The sequence below is a fragment of the Micromonospora globbae genome (genome assembly GCF_003610785.1).
Taxonomy (GTDB): Bacteria; Actinomycetota; Actinomycetes; order Mycobacteriales; family Micromonosporaceae; genus Micromonospora; species Micromonospora globbae.
In genome coordinates, this window is sequence record NZ_RAQQ01000012.1 from 51,025 (window position 1) to 72,505 (window position 21,481).

Annotated in this window: 17 protein-coding genes and 1 riboswitch; of the genes, 8 read left to right on the plus strand and 9 right to left on the minus strand. The window is 75.3% G+C overall.

Going from position 1 to position 21,481, the window contains the following annotated elements:
* The first annotated feature begins 1,116 nt into the window (after positions 1 to 1,116).
* Both D7I43_RS33240 and groL read left to right on the plus strand, forming a co-directional pair.
* Complete coding sequence (locus D7I43_RS33240; RefSeq protein WP_204985231.1) at positions 1,117 to 1,896, plus strand: hypothetical protein; 780 nt, start codon at positions 1,117 to 1,119, stop codon at positions 1,894 to 1,896.
* A gap of 275 nt (positions 1,897 to 2,171) precedes the next feature.
* Positions 2,172 to 3,794 carry a chaperonin GroEL gene (groL, locus tag D7I43_RS17585; RefSeq protein ID WP_120329611.1) on the plus strand — a complete coding sequence of 541 codons (1,623 nt, stop codon included), beginning with the start codon at positions 2,172 to 2,174 and terminating at the stop codon, positions 3,792 to 3,794.
* A 62-nt stretch (positions 3,795 to 3,856) separates the two neighbouring features.
* Here the strand turns inward: groL and D7I43_RS17590 are convergent, their stop codons facing one another.
* From D7I43_RS17590 to D7I43_RS17600, 3 genes are all read right to left on the minus strand, one after another.
* Positions 3,857 to 4,102 (minus strand): hypothetical protein, encoded by a 246-nt coding sequence (locus D7I43_RS17590; protein ID WP_120329612.1) that lies wholly within the window; start codon positions 4,100 to 4,102, stop codon positions 3,857 to 3,859.
* 87 nt (positions 4,103 to 4,189) lie between these two features.
* On the minus strand, positions 4,190 to 5,119 hold the full coding sequence (locus D7I43_RS17595) for a GNAT family N-acetyltransferase (RefSeq protein ID WP_120329613.1): 930 nt from the start codon (positions 5,117 to 5,119) through the stop codon (positions 4,190 to 4,192).
* An 81-nt stretch (positions 5,120 to 5,200) separates the two neighbouring features.
* Positions 5,201 to 7,675 (minus strand): S8 family serine peptidase, encoded by a 2,475-nt coding sequence (locus D7I43_RS17600; RefSeq protein WP_120329614.1) that lies wholly within the window; start codon positions 7,673 to 7,675, stop codon positions 5,201 to 5,203.
* 198 nt (positions 7,676 to 7,873) lie between these two features.
* Here D7I43_RS17600 and D7I43_RS17605 point away from each other — a divergent pair, with 198 nt between their 5' ends.
* Positions 7,874 to 9,685, plus strand: coding sequence for a glycerol-3-phosphate dehydrogenase/oxidase (locus tag D7I43_RS17605; protein ID WP_120329749.1), 1,812 nt, complete (start codon positions 7,874 to 7,876; stop codon positions 9,683 to 9,685).
* Positions 9,686 to 9,852: 167 nt separating this feature from the next.
* On the plus strand, positions 9,853 to 10,383 hold the full coding sequence (locus tag D7I43_RS17610) for a hypothetical protein (RefSeq protein WP_120329615.1): 531 nt from the start codon (positions 9,853 to 9,855) through the stop codon (positions 10,381 to 10,383).
* Between the two features lie 4 nt (positions 10,384 to 10,387).
* Here the strand turns inward: D7I43_RS17610 and D7I43_RS17615 are convergent, their stop codons facing one another.
* Complete coding sequence (locus D7I43_RS17615; protein WP_120329616.1) at positions 10,388 to 11,785, minus strand: FAD-binding oxidoreductase; 1,398 nt, start codon at positions 11,783 to 11,785, stop codon at positions 10,388 to 10,390.
* A gap of 68 nt (positions 11,786 to 11,853) precedes the next feature.
* Between D7I43_RS17615 and D7I43_RS17620 the strand changes: the two genes are divergently transcribed.
* On the plus strand, positions 11,854 to 12,120 hold the full coding sequence (locus D7I43_RS17620) for a DUF4031 domain-containing protein (protein WP_120329617.1): 267 nt from the start codon (positions 11,854 to 11,856) through the stop codon (positions 12,118 to 12,120).
* A gap of 56 nt (positions 12,121 to 12,176) precedes the next feature.
* Here the strand turns inward: D7I43_RS17620 and D7I43_RS17625 are convergent, their stop codons facing one another.
* Positions 12,177 to 12,821 carry an HD domain-containing protein gene (locus D7I43_RS17625; protein ID WP_192902182.1) on the minus strand — a complete coding sequence of 215 codons (645 nt, stop codon included), beginning with the start codon at positions 12,819 to 12,821 and terminating at the stop codon, positions 12,177 to 12,179.
* Positions 12,822 to 12,896: 75 nt separating this feature from the next.
* Between D7I43_RS17625 and D7I43_RS17630 the strand changes: the two genes are divergently transcribed.
* Positions 12,897 to 14,168, plus strand: coding sequence for an FUSC family protein (locus tag D7I43_RS17630; protein ID WP_120329619.1), 1,272 nt, complete (start codon positions 12,897 to 12,899; stop codon positions 14,166 to 14,168).
* 6 nt (positions 14,169 to 14,174) lie between these two features.
* On the opposite strand, the gene D7I43_RS17635 is transcribed toward D7I43_RS17630, so the two are convergent.
* Positions 14,175 to 15,440, minus strand: coding sequence for an aminotransferase class V-fold PLP-dependent enzyme (locus D7I43_RS17635; protein WP_120329620.1), 1,266 nt, complete (start codon positions 15,438 to 15,440; stop codon positions 14,175 to 14,177).
* A gap of 44 nt (positions 15,441 to 15,484) precedes the next feature.
* Positions 15,485 to 15,605: riboswitch (SAM riboswitch) on the minus strand.
* A gap of 23 nt (positions 15,606 to 15,628) precedes the next feature.
* Between D7I43_RS17635 and D7I43_RS17640 the strand changes: the two genes are divergently transcribed.
* Entirely contained in the window at positions 15,629 to 17,083 is a 1,455-nt protein-coding gene (locus D7I43_RS17640; protein WP_120329621.1) for a PrsW family intramembrane metalloprotease, read from the plus strand.
* Between the two features lie 69 nt (positions 17,084 to 17,152).
* Here the strand turns inward: D7I43_RS17640 and D7I43_RS33055 are convergent, their stop codons facing one another.
* A complete protein-coding gene (locus tag D7I43_RS33055) occupies positions 17,153 to 17,320 on the minus strand; it encodes a hypothetical protein (RefSeq protein ID WP_165947321.1) in 168 nt (55 codons plus the stop codon).
* An 82-nt stretch (positions 17,321 to 17,402) separates the two neighbouring features.
* A complete protein-coding gene (locus tag D7I43_RS17645; RefSeq protein WP_120329622.1) occupies positions 17,403 to 17,741 on the minus strand; it encodes a GroES family chaperonin in 339 nt (112 codons plus the stop codon).
* A gap of 155 nt (positions 17,742 to 17,896) precedes the next feature.
* Between D7I43_RS17645 and D7I43_RS17650 the strand changes: the two genes are divergently transcribed.
* Positions 17,897 to 19,195, plus strand: a complete 1,299-nt coding sequence (locus D7I43_RS17650) for an AI-2E family transporter (RefSeq protein ID WP_192902183.1) — start codon at positions 17,897 to 17,899, stop codon at positions 19,193 to 19,195.
* Between the two features lie 16 nt (positions 19,196 to 19,211).
* On the opposite strand, the gene D7I43_RS17655 is transcribed toward D7I43_RS17650, so the two are convergent.
* Complete coding sequence (locus D7I43_RS17655; RefSeq protein ID WP_420870218.1) at positions 19,212 to 21,284, minus strand: ATP-dependent DNA helicase; 2,073 nt, start codon at positions 21,282 to 21,284, stop codon at positions 19,212 to 19,214.
* Between the last annotated feature and the right edge of the window lie 197 nt (positions 21,285 to 21,481).

A 21,481-nucleotide genomic window follows, 5' to 3' on the forward strand; every position in this document is an offset into this window, starting at 1 on the left:
GGCAGCGCCCGGTCCGGACCGCGCCCGTGAGCCCTCCGGCCGCCGGTCAACCCGGTGGTGACGGCGACGTGCTGGCCACCCCGGAGTCCCCAGCCCGGCGAGGTCGGCCACCCCGGCGCTCGCGAAGGTCGACGGCCCTGGCGCTCGGCGAGGTCGGCCACCCCGACGCTCGCCGAGGTCGGCCGCCCCGGCGCGCGGTGAGGTCGGCGGCCCCGGCGCGCGGTGAGGTCGGCGGCCCCGGCCGCCGGAAACCGTTCGCCGGACGGCAGGGCGTGAGCGTCGCCCTCGGACGGGCGGCGGCGCGGATGGTGCGCCGGCGGCACGGGTGGGGCTGCGCGGCGGTCGCGCGGCCGGGAAGATCATGGACCGGTCCCGCGTCGCTGAGGAGGGTTCATGTCCGACCTGCCACCCCCGGCCGCCCCACCTCCGGGCGAGCCCGACCCGTACGCCCCGCATCCCGGCCAGCCCGCTCCGCAGCCGGGCCAGCCGGGCGCGCAGCCTGGGCAGACGGGCCTGCCGGGTCCGCAGCCTGGGCAGGCCGACCTGCCGGGTCCGCAGCTCGGCCCGCCGGGCCAGCCGGGTCCGGCCCAGCCCGTGCCGCAACCCGGGCAGCCGGGCCAGGCGGTGCCGCCCGGCCCGCCGTCGGCCACTCCGCCCGCCGGAGGCCCGGCCGCGCCCTGGGGTCCGTCCGCAACGCCACCGGCCTGGGATCCGACCGCGCCGGGCGCGTACGGCGCTCAGCCCGCCTGGGATCCGACCGCGCAAGGCGCGTACGGCGCTCAACCTGCCTGGGATCCGACCGCGCAAGGCGCGTACGGCACTCACCCTGCCTGGGACCCCGCGGCGCGGGGCCCGTCCGCGGGCCAGCCCGCCTGGGACCCCGCCGCGCCGGGCCCCTACGGCACTCAGCCCGGCTGGGGCGCGCCACCGTCGCCGCCGCCGCCGGGATGGGGACCTCCCGGAGGACCGCAACCCGGCGGCGGCTACCCGGGCCCGACGCCGTACCCGGGCCAGCACTGGGGGTACGCGACCGGCTGGTACCCGCCGGGTGTCGACCCGGCCGACCCCCTCGTGACCCCGCCCGGCGCGGGGATCGGAGGCTGGTTCGAACGGTGCGTGGGCGCCGTACGTCGCGGCTGGCGGGTGCTGCTGCCACTCCTCCTCGTGACCCAGGTGCTCCCCGCGGTGGTGCTGTCGGTGCTCACGCTCGGCGTCGACCCGACGGCGCGGTGGGAGGTCTCGACCGCCCAGGACCCCGCCGCGCTGCCGGAGAACTTCTTCCAGGACATGGTCACCGTTCTGCTCGTGTCGATCGGCGGCAGCGTGCTGATCGGGCTCGTGCAGTGCGTGGGCTGGGCGGCCGGGACGTGGGTGATGGCGCGTCAGGCGGCCGGGCAGCCGGCCGACCTCGGCTCGGCCCTGCGCTACGGCCTGCGCCGCGCGCTCGGCCTCTGGGGCTGGACGCTGCTGATGGGCGTGATCATCGGGTTGGGCATCTGCTTCTGCGTCCTCCCCGGGATCTACCTCGCGTTCGCGCTGAGCCTGGCCGGCCCGGTCTACCTGTTCGAACGGCAGAACCCCATCGGTCGGGCGTTCGGGATGTTCCACCAGCGGTTCGGGATGGTCCTCGGGCGCGTGGCGCTGGTGGCAGGCATCGCCATCGTCGGCGGGGCGGTCTTCGGTGCCGTGCAGGGTGCTCTCACGGCGCCGTTCGGCACCGACCCGCTGGGCGCCGCGGGCACGGCGGTCGGGGTGGTGGCGGTGTTGGCCGTCACCGGGCTGCTGGCGCTGCCCCTCCAGGTCGTGCCGCTGGTGGGGCTCGTGGTGACGTACGCCGAACAACGCGCCCACGAAGGGCCGGTGAACAGCGCCGGGCTGGTCGCCGAACTCGGCTGAGGGGCCGACCGTGCTTGCACTCGGCTAGGGAGAGTGCTAAACAAGTCATTGGCACTCGCACCCCGTGAGTGCCAAGGTCGGGGCGGTGGGGCCGCGGCCGCGCCGGCGGGACAAGCCGCCGGTGGGGCACGTGGCCGGTCGTCGCGGGCTATCCGGCCCGGCCGAGGAGACGTCGTCGCCGTCAGGAGGGCGACGTCGCCAAGGTGCGTACACCAGGCGGCCCATCCGGGACACACACTCGGGTGGCCCGTGAGTGTCCAGGAGGACAACGCCGTATGGCCAAGATGATCGCGTTCGACGAAGAGGCGCGCCGCGGCCTCGAGCGGGGCATGAACCAGCTCGCCGACGCCGTGAAGGTGACCCTCGGCCCGAAGGGCCGCAACGTCGTGCTCGAGAAGAAGTGGGGTGCGCCCACCATCACGAACGATGGTGTGAGCATCGCCAAGGAGATCGAGCTCGAGGACCCGTACGAGAAGATCGGTGCTGAGCTGGTCAAGGAGGTCGCGAAGAAGACCGACGACGTGGCCGGTGACGGCACGACGACGGCGACCGTCCTGGCTCAGGCTCTGGTGCGTGAGGGTCTGCGTAACGTGGCCGCGGGTGCGAACCCGATGGCCCTGAAGCGGGGCATCGAGGCCGCTGTGGCCAGTGTCTCGGAGGAGCTGCTGAAGCTCGCCAAGGACGTGGAGACCAAGGAGCAGATCGCCTCCACGGCGTCCATCTCGGCTGGTGACACCAGCGTCGGCGAGATCATCGCCGAGGCGATGGACAAGGTCGGCAAGGAAGGCGTCATCACCGTCGAGGAGAGCAACACCTTCGGCCTGGAGCTGGAGCTCACCGAGGGTATGCGCTTCGACAAGGGCTACATCTCCGCGTACTTCATGACCGACCCGGAGCGTATGGAGGCCGTCTTCGACGACCCCTACATCCTGATCGTCAACAGCAAGATCTCGTCGGTGAAGGACCTGCTCCCGATCCTGGAGAAGGTCATGCAGTCGGGCAAGCCGCTGCTGATCATCGCCGAGGACCTGGAGGGCGAGGCCCTGGCCACCCTGGTGGTCAACAAGGTGCGCGGCACCTTCAAGTCGGTCGCCGTCAAGGCGCCGGGCTTCGGTGACCGCCGCAAGGCCATGCTCACCGACATCGCCATCCTCACCGGTGGCCAGGTCATCAGCGAGGAGGTCGGCCTCAAGCTCGACGCCGTCGGCCTCGACATGCTGGGCCGCGCCCGCAAGGTCGTGGTGACCAAGGACGAGACGACGATCGTCGACGGTGCCGGTGACGCGGAGCAGATCCAGGGCCGGGTGAACCAGATCCGGGCCGAGATCGAGAAGAGCGACTCGGACTACGACCGGGAGAAGCTGCAGGAGCGTCTGGCCAAGCTGGCCGGCGGTGTTGCGGTGATCAAGGTCGGTGCCGCGACCGAGGTGGAGCTCAAGGAGCGCAAGCACCGGATCGAGGACGCGGTGCGCAACGCGAAGGCCGCTGTCGAGGAGGGCATCGTCCCGGGTGGTGGTGTCGCGCTGGTGCAGGCCGGCAAGACCGCCTTCGACAAGCTGGACCTGACCGGCGACGAGGCGACCGGCGCCCAGATCGTCAAGATCGCGCTGGACGCCCCGCTGCGGCAGATCGCCGTCAACGCCGGCCTCGAGGGCGGCGTGGTCGTCGAGCACGTCCGCAACCTGGAGGCGGGCCACGGCCTCAACGCCGCCACCGGCGAGTACGTGGACCTGCTGGCCGCGGGCATCATCGACCCGGCCAAGGTGACCCGTTCGGCGCTGCAGAACGCGTCGTCGATCGCGGCGCTGTTCCTCACCACCGAGGCCGTCGTGGCGGACAAGCCGGAGAAGACCCCGGCCGCCCCGGCTGGCCCGGGTGGCGGGGACATGGACTTCTGAGTCCTGCCGATCGCAACGGGAACGGGGCGGGCCGCTGACGCGGTCCGCCCCGTTCCTCGTTCTCAGGTCGGAAGCGGGCGCTGGTTGCGCCGCTTGTGGGTGCGGTCGTACGGGGCGCGGAGCTGGACGGGCGCGTCCACCATCTCCAGCGGCTCCTCGGCCGCCGGGTCGAGGGCGCCGGTCATCTCGGCCAGCTGCTCGGCGTCGCCGTAGTCCAGCCGGTCGATCGGGAGATGGCCGGGGAGGTCCCCGACCGGCTTCCAGGTGACGGGTGCGACGTCGTCGGTCTCGTCGTCGTCCGTGGTCATGGCTGCCTCCTCTACCGAAACGGTAGGGGGCGTCGATGACCCCTGCGGGCGAACGGCGTTATCGGGGTCTATATCCTATTCGCCCTTTTATCGATCCTCCAGCGTCTTCCGGTACAGGAAGAAGACCCGCTCGATCCGGGCACCCGCGCTGCGCGCGTAGAACGGCACCGGCCCGACCCAGCCGATCTGCGCCGAACGGTGCCCCGCCGCGCGCTGGTCCCGCAGGCAGCGGCGCAGCAGCACCCCACCGATCCCGGTGCCCTCCGCGGCCGGCGCGGTGCCCATCGGCCCGAACCAGCCCGGCCGGGACGAGCCGTACGCCGCGAACCCGAGCACCTCGCCGTCCCGCTCCGCCAGGTGGCAGCCCGCCCCCGACCGGCCCAGCGAACCCGCCAGCTCGGCGTCCCAGGCGCCGCCGAAGGTCGTACGGGCGAAGGCGGCCAGCGCCGGCAGGTCGGCCGGCTCCGCCCGACGTACGGTGACGCCCTGCTCGGCGAGCCGGCGCTCCCCGGCCTCCGTCGACCGCAGGGCGGGCGAGTCGTCGTACGACAGGTCCGCCGTCATGTTCCACGCGGTCCGGTCCTGCCGGTAGCCCAGCGCGAGCGCCGCGCAGACCGCCGGGGTGTAGCGGACGTCGATGCCCGGCCACGCGTAGTAGGGCGGGTTGCCCGCGAGCAGCACCTCGGCGGCGCCCAGCCCGGCGAGCCGCCGCTCGGCGGCCGTCAGCAGCGCCCGTCCCGCGCCCTGCCGGCGGTGTTCGGGCGCCACGGCGACCAGATCGACGTGCCCGAGCCGCCGGTCGGCCGCCGACGTCGAGCCGACGAGCGCCCCGACCAGCACGTCCCCGTCGTACGCGCCGAGCGTGAACACGGGCCGGTCGGCGGCCGCGCGCGTCCACAGCGCGTCCACGATGGCGTGCGCCTCGGCCGCGTCCTCGGGCAGGTCCAGCGCGCGTTCGGCGAGCCGTACGACGGCCGGTGCCCGCTCGGGGGTCAGGTCGACGATGTCGATCTCCATGGTCGCCGACCCTAGATCACGAGGTACGGGTCGGCGCAAGAGCGCGGACGCGGGTACCGCCGGATGGCCCTGCCCGTACCGTCAGCGGGCGGCTTCGACGGCCGCGTACGCGTCCACCAGTCCCGCGCCCGTGATGTTCGCGGGACCGCCGCAGGCGTCCCCCGGGGCGCGCGAGCGGTAGGTGGGCTCGGCCGGTGTGGCGGTCTCCCGCAGCAGTTGCCGGGTCCGGGCCGGGTCACCGACGAGGGCCGGGTTCGCCGACCACATGAGCGCCACGACGCCCGCCACCTGCGGGGTGGCCATCGAGGTGCCGTCCAGGGTGCCGTATCCGCCGCCGGGCATCGCCGAGCGCACCCCGACGCCGGGCGCCAGCACGTCCGGCTTGGTCGCGCCGCCCGGTACCGGCCCCCGCGACGAGAACTCCGCCACCCGGTCCCGCTGGTCCACCGCGCCGACGGTCAGCACGTCCGGGTACGGCGCGGGCGGGTCGTCGATCGAGGCGCACCACGGGCCCGTGTTGCCCGCGGCGGCCACCACGAAGATGCCAGCGGCGTCCAGCGCGGCGGTGGCCGGCCGGAGCACGCCCGCGTCGCAGCCCTCGATGCCCGGGCAGCCCCACGAGTTGGTGAGGATGTCCGGCGCGCGCTCGGGACGCCCGTCGGTGAACGGGTCGCCGCCGGTCGGGAACGGGGCCAGCATGAACTGCAGGCAGTCCAGGTAGTGCGCCGGGCTGCCGAGGTTGCGGTCCAGGTTCACGCAGCCCACCCACTGTGCGCCGGGTGCCACCCCGATGCCGCCCCGCCCCACCGCGCTGCCGAGCGTGTGCGTACCGTGCCCGCCGCTGTCGGTCGGGACGCGGGTGCCGTCCCACGGGTCGTACCAGGAGTCGTCACCGCCCCGGAAGCCCCCGGCCAGCGCCGGGTGGCGACCGTCCACTCCGGAGTCCGAGCTGCCGATGACCACGCCCGCGCCGGTCACCCCGAGCTGCGACCAGACGCGGTCCGCGCCGATCCGCCGGATGTTCCACTCGGAACCGGTCGGCGCGGGGTCCGTGCCGCGGGTCGTGCCGGCGGGCGCGGGCAGCGGGCGCAGCCGCTGGCTCACCAGCACCCGGCCCACCTCGGGCCGGCCGGCGAGCCAGGCCCGCACCCCCGGCCCGCCGTCCACCTCGATCGCGTTCACGAGGTAGTACGGCTCGGGGTCCAGGCGCAGCCGGGTCAACTCCCGGCGCAGGTCGGCCTGCGTCCGGTCGGCGGTGTCGACGAGCCGGCGGTAGACCTCGCGGGCCCGCGCGTCGCGGCCGGCCCGGCCCGGCGCGGCGGCCGGCAACCCGGTCAGGTCGGCCTGTTCCCGCAGCACCACGAACAGCCGCTCGCCGTGCAGTCCAGGCTGGCCCGGCCCGAGATCCACGGCGGCCAGCGTCACGAGCAGGACCGCCGCGCAGACGGCCGCCGTCCGCCGGCTCGGCACGCGTGCGCCGCGGCGTGCGAACAGCACGGCGTACGCGGCGGCGAGCAGCAGCGCCACGCCGAGCCCGGCGCCGCCGGCGACCGCCACCCAGAACGGCACGTCCCGGCTGCCCACCAGCAGCAGGGTGATCTCCTCCGGGTCGGCGAAGGCCAGCGGCCCGAACGCGGCGAACCCGACGAGCCACCGGGTCGGTGCGGTGGGCACCGAGCCGGCGGGGCGCCGGCGGCGCGCCACCGCGTACAGGGCGGCCAGCGCGAAACCGGTCGGGGGGAGGGTGAGCAGGGCCGGCAGTTGCGCCCCGGACTGACCTGAGCCGGCCGCGAGCAGCAGCAGCGCCACACCGGAGACCAGGCCGCCCACCAGCACGAGGCGGGCCGGTCGGGGCGGTTCGCCGACCGCGAACCGGGACCAGAACGTCGTGCCCAGCAGCGCCCCGGCGACCGCCCCGACAGCGGCGGCGGCCAGCGCGGCGAGCACCGTCTCCAGCAGCCCGCCGAGCGCGCCCAGCCACGCCCAGGGCAGCAGGAGGGCGAGCCCGGCGGCGATCGCCAGCAGCGTGGCGGGGTCCGGCCGGCCGGCGCGTACGACCGGTGACCCGCCCTCGACGGCCGCCGGCGTGCCCGGGACCGGCCCCGGCGCCACCGTCTGGTCGACCGGCCGGCGGAGGACCCGGCGCAGCACCAGCGCGGCCACGGCGGCCGTCGCGGCGAGCCCGGCGAGGTACGCCTCGTGGTGCACCGGCGGGACGGCCCGCAGCAGCCCGAACACGCCGAGCACCAGCGCGGCGGCGAGCCAGGCGCGGCCGGTGGCGCGGACGGCTGCGGAGCGGGGGAGCAGGGCCAGCAGCAGGGCGGGTGTGCCGACGAGCACCACCGTGAGCAGGCCGGCCGCCGGCCAGAGCCACGGCACGCGGTCCCGCCCGAAGCCGAGCAGCACCTGGTCGACCAGCCAACCGCCCAGCTGCCCGGGCACGGTGACCGCGACGGTCCAGCAGCCGGTGAGCACGGCCGCGACGACGGGCCAGGGACCGGACGGAGGATGGTGCGGCGGGCGGGCGCCGGCCCACGCCGGGGGTACGGCCTGCATTGCGAAACAGTACGACGGACCGCCCGACCCCCGGCGACCGGCGGGTGCCGGGGGAGTCCCCGGGGCCGCGACGGCTGTCGGACCAGCCCCGGGGACGTTCGTGCCCGGCCCTGTGGACCGCGCCGGGACCCGCCCGGGCCGTGCGGAGTGCCGCCGGATGTTCTTGGCGGTTACGGTGGACGGGTGCGCGACCCCAACGTGTCCCGATCCGTCGCCGGCCGGCTGTCGCCCGAGCGCCGCGCCGACGACCTGCGCAAACTGCGGGCCGAGCGGTTCGACGTCCTGGTGATCGGGGGTGGGGTCACCGGCGCGGGCGCCGCGCTGGACGCGGCCTCGCGCGGGCTCAAGGTCGCGCTCGTCGAGGCCCGCGACTTCGCCGCCGGCACCTCCAGCCGTTCGAGCAAGCTCATCCACGGCGGGCTCCGCTACCTGGAGCAGCTGGAGTTCCACCTGGTCCACGAGGCGCTCACCGAGCGCGGGCTCCTCGCCACCCGGCTCGCGCCGCACCTGGTCCGGCCGGTGCCGTTCCTCGTGCCGCTGCCCGCCGGCCGGGGGCTGCGCGACCTGCCCAGGCGGGTGTTCCGCCGCTCGTACTACGGCACGGGCGTGGCGACGTACGACGTCTTCGCCGGCATCTTCGGCAGCGGCCGCGGGATGCCGCTGCACCGGCACCTGACGCGCGAGGGCGCGCGGCGGATCTTCCCGAGCCTGCGGGCCGACGCGCTCGCCGGTGCGATCCGCTACTACGACGGGCAGGTCGACGACGCCCGGCTGGTGGTCACCCTGGCCCGCACGGCGGCCAGTCTCGGCGCCACCGTCGTGAGCAGCGCGCGGGCCGTCGGCCTGATCCGGCAGGCGCGGGAGGTGACCGGCGTCCGCGTACGGGACCTGGAGGCCCCGCCCGGTTCGCCGGACGCGGAGTTCGAGGTGCGGGCGCGCACGGTGATCGCCGCCACCGGTGTGTGGAGCGACGACATGTCGCGCATGCTCAACGACGTGGGGCTGCGCCCCGGGATGCGGGTGCGGGCCTCCAAGGGCGTGCACCTCGTGGTGCCGCGCTCGGCGATCACCGGCGAGGCGGGGCTGATCCTGCGCACCGCCACCAGCGTGCTCTTCGTCATCCCGTGGGGCGGCCACTGGATCATCGGCACCACCGACACCGACTGGCGGCTGGACCGCTCGCACCCGGCCGCGTCGGCGCGCGACATCGAGTACCTGCTCCAGCAGGTCAACGGGGTGCTCGACCGCCCGCTCACCACCGCCGACATCGAGGGGGTGTACGCGGGGCTGCGCCCGCTGCTGGCCGGCGAGGCGGACTCGACCTCGAAGCTCTCCCGCGAGCACGCGGTCGTCGAACCGATGCTCGGGCTGCTGCTCGTGGCCGGCGGCAAGTACACGACGTATCGGGTGATGGCCTCGGACGTGGTGGACCGCGCCGCCCGCCGCCTCGGCGGGGTACGCCCGTCCCGTACCGCCGACCTGCCGCTGCTCGGCGCGGACGGGTACGCCGCCATGTGGCGGGACCGGGCCGACCTGGCCCGGCGGCACGGCGTGCCGGTCGGTGTCGTGGAGCACCTGCTGGAGCGGTACGGCACGCTCACGCTGGACCTGCTCGCGCTCATCGACTCCGATCCGCTGCTCGCATCCCCGCTGGCCGGCGCACCGGAGTACCTGGCGGCCGAGGTCACCTACGCGGCCCGCGCGGAGGGCGCCCTGCACCTGGAGGACGTGCTCACGCGGCGTACCCGGATCTCCTTCGAGACCAGCCACCGGGGCGTCGACTCGGCGGAGCACGCCGCGGAGCTGATGGGCGCGGTGCTCGGCTGGGACGCGTCGCGGCGCGCCCGCGAGGTGGCGCACTACCGGGCGCGGGTCGAGGCGGAGCGCCAGTCCCAGCTCATGCCGGACGACGTGGCGGCGGACGCGGCCCGGCTCGGCGCGCCGGACGTCCGCGGTTTCGCCGCGGACCGCGGCGGCGACGGCGACCCGGCCGAACTGCCCTCGGGCTGAGCCGGCGTCGACGGCGGCGGGCCGGGCGCGACCCGGCGGGCGGGCCGGCGCGGTCGGTCGGTGCCGATCGCGCCCCGGCCGGTGCGGCTGGGCCGACGGGGATCCGCGGAAAGCTACCGAGGTGTAGGGGTACCAGCGGCAACCTACGGTCCTGTAGCTTCCGGCAAGTGCTACCCCGTTCCCCCTCCCGTCTGCTCGTTCCCCTCCTCGGCGCGGCGCTGGCCGTCGCGCTGACCGGCTGCACCCTCGTCCACGCGTCCACTGACGACACCGATGCCTCACCGGCGCCGGCGGCCACCGGGCTGCCGGGTCCGGACGCGCCGACCACCGTCGGCGAGGGGCAGGTCAGCCTCTTCCAGAAGCTCGGCACGACCGGTCCACTGCGGACCCTCCGGGTCGAGCGGGACGGCACGTGGAAGTGCACCGACTGCGCGGGCGACGGGGTGAACTCGACCGGCACGCTCACCCCGGAGCAGGTGAGCCGGTTGCAGCAGCTCCTCGCGGACCCCGGGCTGGCCGGGGAGACCGACGAGGCCCGCCAGTACCGGGCCACCTGCATCGACGCGTTGACGTCGAGCCTGCTCACCGCCGTCGGCCCGATCACCTCCGAGGACTGCCCCGGCGCCGAGCGTCCGAAGATCGCGGGTGAGATCCTCCTGCTGCTCACCCAGGCCACCCCGGCCGAGCTGACCGGCTGAGGCTCTAGAGCACCTTTCCGGGGTTCAGCAGGCCGGTCGGGTCGAGCGCCGCCTTGATCGCCTGGTGCACGCGGACGCCGACCGGCCCGATCTCGCGGGCCAGCCAGTCCCGCTTGAGCAGGCCCACCCCGTGCTCGCCAGTGCAGGTGCCGCCCAGGTCGAGGCCGAGTCGCATGATCTCGTCGAACGCCCGCCGGCCGCGCTCCAGGCTGGCCGGGTCGGCGCGGTCGACGACGATGTTCGGGTGCATGTTGCCGTCACCGGCGTGGCCCACGACGCCGATCGGCACGTCGCACTCCGCCGCGATCCGGGACACCCCGTCGAGCAGCGCGGCGAGCGCACCGCGGGGCACCGCCACGTCGTCGATGACCAGGCCGCCGTTGCCGCCCGGGTAGGCGTCCGCCGCGAACTTCTCCATGGCGGGGTGGGCCAGCCGGCGGGCCTGGAGCAGGGCGGCCGCCTCGATGGCGTCGGTGGCCGCGTAGACCTCGTCGGCGCCCGCCGACTCGCAGACCTCGGCGAGGGCGGCCAGGTCCTCCGCGGCCCGGGTGCCGGTGTCCGCGGCGGCCAGCAGCAGGGCCTCGGCGTCCGTACGCAGGCCCATCGGCTGGTACGCCTCGATGGCCCGCAGGTGGGTCTGGTCGAGCAGTTCCAGCAGGCTCGGGCTGAGCCCGCGGGCGGCGATCTCGGCGACCGCCGCGCCGGCCGCCGCGGTGGACGGGAAGACCGCCACGAGGGTGAGCGACTCCGCCGGGGCGGGCCGCAGCGCCACGGTCACCTCGGTGATCACGCCGAGGGTGCCCTCCGAGCCCACGAAGAGCCGCGTGAGGTCGTAGCCGGCGACACCCTTGGCGGTGCGCCGCCCGGTGCGCAGCACCTCGCCCGAGGCGAGCACCACCTCCAGGCCGAGCACGTACTCGGTGGTCACGCCGTACTTCACGCAGCACATGCCACCGGCGTTGGTGGCCACGTTGCCGCCGATGGTGGAGGACTCCCAGGAGCCCGGGTCCGGCGGGTACCACAGCCCCTGCTTCGCCACGGCGGCCGCCAGGGTGGCGTTCACGACGCCGGGCTGCACCACGGCGATCCGGCTCACCGGGTCGATCTCCCGGATCTCGTCCATCGCCACGGTGCTGATCACCACGGCGCCGTCGACGGCGTTCGCCGCGCCGGCCAGTCCGGTGCGCGCGCCCTGCGGCACGACCGGTACGCCGTGCCGGGCCGCGGCCCGCACCACGGCCACCACGTCCTCGGTGCTGCGCGGCCGGGTCACGACCAGTGGCGAGCCGGCGGCGCAGAGGTCGGCCTCGTCGCGTTCGTGCATCCGGAGCAGGTCCGGGTCGGTCAGCACGCCGTTCTCGCCGAGCGCGGCACGCAGGTCGTCGAGGAGGGGGGAAACCATGGTGCAGAGGCTAGGTGGCCGGCAGCCGATCATCAACATGATCCACAGGCGGGGCTAGCGTGGTGGGCATGATCTACCTGGACCGCCCCGGTTGGCCGTCCCGGGGCCGGCTCTGGTCCCACCTGGTCAGCGACGTCTCGTACGCCGAGCTGCACGCGTTCGCCGAGGCGCTCGGGGCTCCCCGCCGGGGCTTCGACCGGGACCACTACGACATCCCCGCCGAGCGGTTCGCGATGGCCGTCTGGCTCGGTGCGCGGGTGGTGCCCAGCCGGGAACTGGTCCGGCTGCTCCGGGAGGCCGGGCTGCGCCGCCCGAAGCACCTCGTACGACCCTGACCGGCCGCCACCGTCACCCGTCGTCGGCCGCGCCGGCGTGCCGTGGCACCAAATGATCAGCCGGGCGCGGTCAGCGCCGCCAACTCGCGGTGCAGGTTCGCCCGGGCCGGCCGCTCCCACCGGGCGGCGAGCGGCGGCGTCCGGAACAGCGCGGGCAGGGCGAGCAGGGCGGTGAGCACCCGTGCCCGGCCGGCCCGGAAGTCGGCGTCGGGCACGTGCGCGTACTCCCGCCGGATCGCGGCCGCGTACCGGTCGTACACCGGGGGCGCCGCGGCCAGCACGGCGAGGTCGGCGTCGCAGAGCAGGGCGCCGTCGGCGTCCCCGGGCCCGACCACGTGCCCGGCGGTGAGCAGCACCAGCCGGCGGACCTCGTCCACGGCGGCGCCCGACAGCCCGAGACCGGTGAGGACGCGCACGGCGAGCGCCGCGCTGTCCCGCTCGTTGGCGTCGCCCGCCGCCCGGGGGTCGTAGACGGCGTCGTGGTACCAGGCGGCGAGCCGCACCAGGTCCGGCCGCCCGGCCAGGTCGGCGTACCGGTCGACGACGTCCAGCACCGCCCGCAGGTGGTCGCACGTGTGGTAGTGCCGGTGCGGCTCCCGCCAGCGGCGCACCAGGTCCTCCCCGGTGCCGGTCAGGTCCGTCTCGCGGGTCGCCCCGGCGCCCCGGGCCGCCGCCCGCCACCGGTCCAGAAGCTCGGCCACCCGCCGAGTCTGCCGCATCGGCGGACGCGCCGCGGGACCGAGGATTCACCCGGCGTGACTCGGGTAGTAGCCGGCATGGCGGAGGCCCGGGAGCGCAGACGGCTGTGGCGCGTGCGCCCACGGGAGCTGCGCCGTGGGCTCACCGACGTCGACAGCGCGCGCATCGCCGAGGCGGTGGGCCAGGCGCGGGAGATCAGCAAGGCGACCCTGCACGACCGGCTGCACCGGGTCCGCATGGCCGCGGGACTGGCCGTGCAGGCCGGGCTCGCCGCCGCGCTCGCGTACCTGGTGTCGCACCGGCTGCTGAACAACCCGCAGCCGGTCTTCGCGCCGATCTCGGCGGTCGGCACCCTGGCCGCCTCGGTCGGCCAGCGCTTCCGCCGGACCGTGGAGCTGATCGTCGGGGTGGCGGTCGGCGTGGCGGTCGGCGACGGGATCATCTACGTGCTCGGCACCGGGGCGTGGCAGCTCGGAGCGGTGGTCACACTGGCCATCATCCTCACGATCTTCGCCGGGGCGAGCGTGGCGATCGTCATCCAGGCGGCGGCCACCGCCGTGCTGATCGTGACGCTGACCCCGTCCACCCAGAACCTGGAGATACCCCGGTTCGTGGACGCCTTCCTGGGCGGCGGGATCGCGCTGCTGGTGACCGCGATCCTGCTGCCGCTCAACCCGCTGCGCGTGCTCAACCGCGCCGCCCGGCCGGCGCTGGACCTGCTCGCCAACCAGCTCGACGCCGCCGCCGAGGGGCTGCGTACGCGCGACCGGCAGCGCGTGCAGCAGGCGCTGGACCGGCTGCGCAGAAATCAGGGCGAGCTGGCGATGTTGAACGAGGCGATCGAGGGGGCGAAGGAGACCGCCACGCTGTCGCCGGCCCGCTGGCACCGCCGCAACGAGCTCACCCACTACGCGGAGGCGGCCGAGCCGATCGACCGGGCGATGCGGAACAGCGGCACCCTCATCCGGCGCTCGGTCACCCTCATCGAGGACGAGGAGCCGATCCCCGACCCGATGCCGGACGCCGTGGCCCATCTCGCCGAGGCGGTCCGCCTGCTCCGGCACGAGTTCTCCGTGGGCGACGAGCCGGAACAGGCCCGGGAGCGGGCGCTGCGCGCCGTGAGCGAGGCCGGCCGGGCGTACGGCCACGGGGTGGGCTTCTCCGGCAGCGTGGTCGTCGCCCAGATCCGCACCGCCGCCAGCGACCTCCTGGTGGCCTCCGGCATCGAGCAGGAGGAGGCGAACCGGCTGATCCGGAAGTCGTTCGGCGAACAGGAGACGCCCCGGGGTGAGCGGCCCGAACCGGACGAGGGCCGGACGAAGCCGCCCACCGCGCCTCCCGTCGGCTGACCTGCCTCAGACGAGGGTGGCGAGGGCCGCGAGCAGACGGTCCACGTGTTCCCGGGTGCTGCCCAGGCCGATGCTGGCCCGCACCGCCGTCGGTGGAAGGTCCCGCCGGCCCGTCCGGGCGGCCGCCTCGGCGAGCAGCCGGCGGGCCAGCGGGTGCGCGCAGAACAGGCCGTCCCGCACCCCGACGGCGTGCTCCCGGGCCAGCTCGGCGGCCACCTCCGCGGAGTCCCGGCCGGCCACCACGAACGAGACGATGCCCACGCGCGGCGCGTCCGGCCCGAAGGTGCGCAGCTCCACCACGTGCGGCAGGGCGGCGATGCCGTCTCGCAGCCGGGCCAGCAGACGCTGCTCGTGCTCGTGCAGGGCGGCCCGGTCGGCGTCGGCGAGCGCCGCGCAGACCGCGGCGAGCGCCACGGCCCCGAGCAGGTTCGGGGTGCCTCCCTCGTGCCGCGCCGGTCCGACGGCCCAGGTGACCTCGTGGGTGCCCGCGCCGACGCGCTGGGTGGCCCCGCCACCGGCCAGGTACGGCGGGGCCGCGTCGAGCCAGTCGGCCCGCCCGATCAGGACCCCGGCGCCGAACGGGGCGTAGAGCTTGTGGCCGGACACGGCGAGGTAGTCGACGTCCAGCGCGAGCAGGTCGACCGGGGCGTGCGGGGCGAGCTGCGCGGCGTCCAGCGCGATCCGTGCCCCGTGCCGCCGGGCCACCCGCGCCAGCTCGGACACCGGCCAGCGCTCGCCGGTCACGTTGCTCGCCCCGGTCACCGCGACCAGCACCGGCAGGCCCGGGTTCGCGGCCCGGCGCAGCTCCGTGAGGGCCGCGTCGAGCGCGCGCACGGCCCCACCCGCGTCGGCCGGCACCGGCAGCCGCACCGAGCCGCGCGGCCAGGGCAGCAGGTTCGCGTGGTGTTCGCTGGCGAACGTGACCACCGTGGTGCCCGGGGGCAGCGACCGGGCCAGCAGGTTCAGCGCGTCGGTGGTGTTGCGGGTGAAGATCACGTGGTCGTCGGCGCGGGCGCCGAAGAAGTCGCCGACCGTCTGCCGGGCCCGCTCGTAGGCGAGGGTGCAGCGGCGGGAGAGCGCGCCGGCGCCGCGGTGCACGCTCGCGTACCACGGCAGGAGCTCGGCGACCGCGTCGGCCGCGGTCCGCGCGCACGGCGCGGTGGCCGCGTAGTCGAGGTTGATCTCGCCCGGTACGCCGAGGACGTCGAGCGGCCCGGCGGCGGGCGCGACGGTCGTCGGGGCGGCGGACGGGGGCACGAGGGTGACGGACATGCCGGAACCTCCGGGGTCAGGGACCCCGGGCGGCGTCGGGACGGGGTCCGCGCTTGCCCGGCGCGCGGTTCGGGCCGGGCCCGGTCATCACCCGGGGCACCCCACCGCGAACTCGACGAGGGTTGCCGGCCAGCAAGCCGGGGCTTGACGCTGGCGCTCGTGACCTTGCCGCAGCATAACGGGCGCCGATGCCCGGGAACCAGCCGGCCGGGGGTGACTACGCTGACCGCATGGCCGACACCCCGCCCGGCGGCGCGCCGCCGCCCGTGCCGTCCGCCCCACCCGGTGCCGCGCCGCGGATGCCGCTGCGCCGGCTGGGCTGGCGGCGGTTCCTGGTGCTCGCCGGGGTGGTGCTCCTCATCGCCGCCTGCGCGGTCTTCATGGTCTTCACCCTGGGCGAGAGCCTCGGCCTCCAGGCGCTGCTGATCGGCGTGGTGGCCGCCATCCTGCCGGTTCCGGTGCTGGTGGCCTGCTTCCTCTGGCTCGACCGGTACGAGCCGGAACCGCTGAAGTACCTGATCTTCTGCTTCACCTGGGGCGCCTTCGTCTCCACGGCCGCCTCGCTGACGGTGAACGACTTCGCGGCCGGCCGCTTCGCCGACGCGGGGCTCCCCGCCCCGCTGACCGGTGTGCTGGTGGCGCCGTTCATCGAGGAGCTGACCAAGGCGCTCGGGCCGATCCTGCTGCTGGTCTTCCGGCGGCGGGAGTGGTCGGGTATCACCGACGGGCTGGTCTACTGCGGTCTTTCCGCGGTCGGCTTCGCCATGGTCGAGAACATCCTCTACCTGGGCGGCTACGGCTTCGCGTCCGGTGCGGAGCGGTTCGGGCCGGCGACCGGGGCGCAGCAGGTCATCGCCATCTTCATCGTCCGGATCCTGCTGTTCGGGTTCGCCCACCCGCTGTTCACCTCGATGACCGGCGTCGGGCTCGGCATCGCCGCCCGCACTGCCGACCGCCGGGTGCGCGTACTGGCGCCGATCGCGGGCCTGCTGCTGGCCATGATGCTGCACGGCACCTGGAACCTGCTGCCGACGCTCACCCAGGTCACCGGCCAGGCGGTGATCATGCTGTACGGCTTCATCGGGGTGATGGTCCCGATCTTCTTCGGCATGGTCGGGCTGGCGCTGTGGCTGCGGGCGTGGGAGGGACGGCTCACCGAACGGCGGCTGCCCGACTACGTCCGGGCCGGCTGGCTCAGCCCGCCCGAGGTCGCGGCGCTCAGCAGCCTCGGCCGCCGGCACGCGGCCCGCGCCTGGGCGCGCCGGGTCGCCGGGGACGCGGGTGTCCGGGCCATGCGCGGCTACCAGTTCGCGGCCACCCGGCTGGCGCTGCTGCGGGACGGGTCGCTGCGCGGCCTGGACCGCAAGGCGACCGACCGGGAACGGACGGCGCGGGAGGAGCGGGAGCTGCTCGAGGCGATCACCGCGTACCGGTCGTTCTTCGTGGGTCGCGATCCGCAGGCACCCGCCGGCGTGTGGGACGGCGACCGCTACCACCTGCGGTTCCCCGACGGTTCGCAGCGGACCGTGGAGGCTCCCGAGGAGCCCGTGGTGCCGATTCCCGTGGTGCTGGCGGCCCCGCCGCCGGTGCACAACCCTCCCGGTTGGCCCAACCTGCGGCCGGGCTGGCCGGGGCACGCCTGATCCGGTCGGCGCCGGTGTGCGAGCCGGCACCGACCGGTCGCGGGCGTCGCGGTCGGCGGGCGGCGCCCGTCAGGTCATCAGGCTGGTGAGGAAGTCACCGAGACCCTGGAACATCGCCACGAGCCCCGCTCCGATCGCCTTGAAGATGTTCGCCGCGCCGTCCGGCCGGAACGCCATGAAGTAGATCAGGAACGCGATGAAGCCCCAGAACAACAGCTTCCTGATCCATTCGGGCATCGTCCCTCCCCAGGGCCGGTGGTGCGCCCTGGCTTCCCGGAGGGGAGCGGTGCAAACGACGTCGGCGGCGTCTTCGCCCCTGCTAGAGGTAGAGACCCGTGGCGTTGTTCTCGATCCGCTCGGCGGCGACGGCGTGCACGTCGCGCTCGCGGAGCATGACGTAGCCCTGGCCGTGCAGTTCCACCTCGGAGCGGTCGTCGGGGTCGAAGAGGACGCGGTCGCCGGAGACGATGGAGCGGACGTTCGGACCCACTCCGACGGCGGTGGCCCAGGCCAGGCGCTTGCCCACCGCCGCGGTCGCCGGGATCACGATGCCGGCGCTGGAGCGGCGCTCGCCCTCGCTCCCCTCCATCCGCACCAGCACCCGGTCGTGCAGCAGGCGAATCGGCAGGCCGGAGTCGAGATTCTTGTCGGCGGTCACGCCGCAGACGCTACCGTGTCGCGCCCGGCCCGGAACCCGGTGGTTGCCGGGTCGGTGACCGGGGCAATGTAGCGGAACCGGCCTATCGTGACGGAGGGTCGGCGTATGCTGTCCGCCCTGTCGCCGTGGGCCGGCCGTCTTGCCAGGAGGTGCGCTTGAGCCGCTTCGAGCGGATTCGCGACCGGCTGCGCCGGGCGTACGAGTCGGGACGGGCGTCCGTGCGGTCCCGGCGGGTCGCGTCCGAAGGCGAGCACGAGGAGGGCGGAGTGGCGTCGCCGACGTCGCCCGGTCCCGTGGCCCCGCCGACCGCCACGGTCGTCGGCGCGGAGGCTCCGGCCCCCTCACCGGGCAGCACCACCAGCCGGGACGACGCCGAGGTGCCGCACGGGCTGCGGATCGCCGCCGCCTGGTCGTGGCGTCTGATCGTGATCGGCCTGGTGGCCTGGGCGCTGCTGAGGATCGTCAGCACCGTCCGCATCGTGATCATCCCGCTCGCCATCGCGCTGCTGCTCTCGGCCCTGCTGGCGCCCTCGGTGGGCTGGCTGCTGCGGGCCCGCTTCCCCCGGTCGCTCGCCACCGCCGTGGTGCTCGTCGGCGGCCTGGCCGCCGTGGTCGGCACGCTGACCCTCGTGGTGAACGAGTTCATCAAGGGGGTGCCGGAGCTGAGCGAGAAGTCCTCGCAGGGCGTCCGGCAGATCCAGAACTGGCTCAAGACCGGCCCGCTGCACGTCTCCGACAGCCAGCTGGACCGCTACATCGACGAGGGTCAGAAGTGGGTCAACGACAACACCGACCGCTTCACCAGCGCGGCGACCACCACGGCCGCCACCCTCGCCGAGGTGCTGACCGGCACGCTGCTCGTGCTCTTCGCCACGTTCTTCTTCCTGCGTGACGGCAATCGGATCTGGCGCTTCCTCGTCCGGCTGCTGCCGGTGGCCGCCCGTTGGCGGGTGGACGACGCGGGACGGGCCGCCTGGGCGACCCTCGTGGCCTACGTCCGGGCCACCGTGCTGGTCGCCTTCATCGACGCCGTGGGCATCGGCATCTTCCTGGTGATCTTCGACATCCCGTTCGCGCTGCCGCTGTCGGCGCTGGTCTTCCTGGGTGCGTTCATCCCGATCGTCGGGGCGGCGCTCTCCGGTGGGGTCGCCGTCCTGATCGCCCTCGTCGACAGCGGCCCGGTCACCGCCCTGATCATCCTCGGCGCCGTGATCGGGGTGCAGCAGTTGGAGGGGCACGTGCTCCAGCCGCTCATCATGGGCCGGGCCGTCGCCATCCACCCGCTCGCCGTCATCATCGGCATCGCCGCCGGGGTGGTGCTCGCCGGCATCACGGGCGCGCTCGTCGCCGTACCGCTGATCGCCGTGCTGAACACGGCCGTCCGCCGGCTCGCGGCCCGCACGGTGCCGGAGACCCCACCGGACGCCGTGGTGGTCGCCTCCCAGGCCCCCTGACGGCCGTCCCGGCGCCTCAGCCGGCGGCGAGGCGCTTCAGGGCCCCGCGCGCGACGTCCGGGCGGGTCGTGTACCAGAACGGCGGCAGCGAGCGGCGCAGGAACGGCCCGTAGCCGCGGGCCGTCTCCAGCCGCGAGTCGAGGACGGCGACGACGCCCCTGTCGCCGGTCGCCCGGATGAGCCGCCCGACACCCTGTGCCAGGCGGACCGCCGCGATCGGCACGCTGACCGCCGCGAAGCCCGAGCCGCCGCTCGCGTCCACCGCCGCCGCCCGGGCCGCGGCCAGCGGCTCGTCCGGCCGGGGGAACGGCAGCCGGTCGATCACCACGAGCTGGCACGAGTCGCCCGGCACGTCCACCCCCTGCCACAGCGACATGACGCCGAACAGGCAGCTCGACCGTTCCTCCCGGAACCGGCGGACCAGCAGCGGCAGCGCCTCCTCGCCCTGCAACAGCACCGGCAGGTCGGTGCGCGCGCGGAGCAGCTCCGCCGCCTGCTGGGCGGCCCGTCGCGAGGAGAAGAGGCCGAGCGTACGGCCGCCGAGCGCCTCGACCAGCGCCAACAGCTCCTCACCGGCGGCGTCGGGCAGCCCGGACACGCTGGGCCGGGGCAGGTGGGCGGCGACGTAGAGGATGCCCTGACGGGCGTAGTCGAACGGCGACCCGACGTCCAGCGAACGCCAGCCCGGGCCCTCGGTGGCCGGGGTGGCCGCGGCGTCGGCCGTGCGGCCCCGCGCGGCGCGGCCGGCACGGGCGTCCGTGGCCTCGCCCGCGCGCTGGCCGGTCGAGGCGGCCAGGGCGGCGGCGGCCGGGGACGGGGGCGAGGGCGGCGGGGCGTCCAGCCCGAGCGCCCGGGCCACCGTGTCGAACCGGCCGCCGAGGGTCAGGGTGGCCGACGTGGCGACCACCGTGCGGTCCTCGTACAGGTGGGTGGCGAGGGTGCCGGCCACCGAGAGCGGGGCGACGACCAGCGCCCGCCGGCCGCCGTTGTCGGACTTCTCCACCCACGCGACGTCGTGCTCGTTCTCCTCCAGCAGCCGCTGCGCCGTGGTCGACAGCTCGTCCAGGACGGCCCGGGCCTGCTGCTTGCGTACGGGGTCGGGATCGTCGGCCTTCACGTCGCCGATCGCGTCGAGCGCGCCCCGGGTGGCCGCGTCCAGCAGGGTGCACGCCTCCCGCAGCGGCGCGGGCAGGCCGGCGGTGATGCGCCCCGCCGGCGCCTCGGCCAGGCCCACGGCGAGCGCGTCACCGGCCGCCGTGAGCGCCTCGGCGACCTCCGGCTTGAGCAGCGGGCGGGCCCGCCGGGTGGACCGGTCGATGAGCTCCGGCACCAGCTCGGCCTGGGCGGCCGAGGACACCCGGTCGGCCAGTTCGTGCGCCTCGTCGACGACGAGCAGCTTGTGCGGCGGCACGATCTGGCGCCCGGCCAGCATGTCGACCGCGAGGAGGCTGTGGTTGGTGACGACGATGTCCGCCTCGCGGGCACGGGCGCGGGACGCCTCGGCGAAGCACTCGGCGCCGAACGGGCAGCGGGTCGCGCCCACGCACTCCCGCGCCGGCATCGAGACGAGCCGCCACGCCTGGTCGTCGACGCCCGGGTCCAGTTCGTCCCGGTCGCCGGTCTCCGTCTCCATCGCCCAGTCCCGCAACCGCTGGACCTGCTTGCCGAGCCGGCCGGCCTCGCCGAGCCAGGCGCCGCCCGGGCGGGCCGGGGGAGCGTCGAACAGCGCGTCCTCCGGCTCGGCCTCGGTCGAGTTGTCGAGCCGGGCCAGGCAGAGGTAGTGGTGCCGGCCCTTGAGCACCGCGAACGTGGGCCGGCGGCCGAGCAGCGGCTCGACGGCGTCGGCGAGCCTCGGCAGGTCGTGGTCGACGAGCTGGGACTGGAGGGCGAGGGTGGCCGTGGAGACCACGACCGGACCGTCGACGGTGAGCGCCGGAGCGAGGTAGGCCAGCGACTTCCCGGTGCCGGTGCCGGCCTGCACCAGCAGGTGCTCACCGGCGGCCACGCACTCCTCGATGGCCGCGGCCATCTGCTGCTGGCCGGGGCGCGCCGCGCCGCCCGGCACGGCCGACACGGCGGCCGCGAGCAGCTCCGCCGCGCTGGGCCGGTCGCCCCGACGCCGCCGGTCACGGGCCGACGGGGCGGTGGAACCGGTGGCGGCGCGGGGCGGGGTCACCGTGCGACCGTACCCGTCGCGGGCGACACCGGACCCGCCGCTCCGCCGCGTGGCGGGAACGAGTTCCGGCCCACTCGTGACGGTTACGTCGGCACTACGCCGAGTGGGCG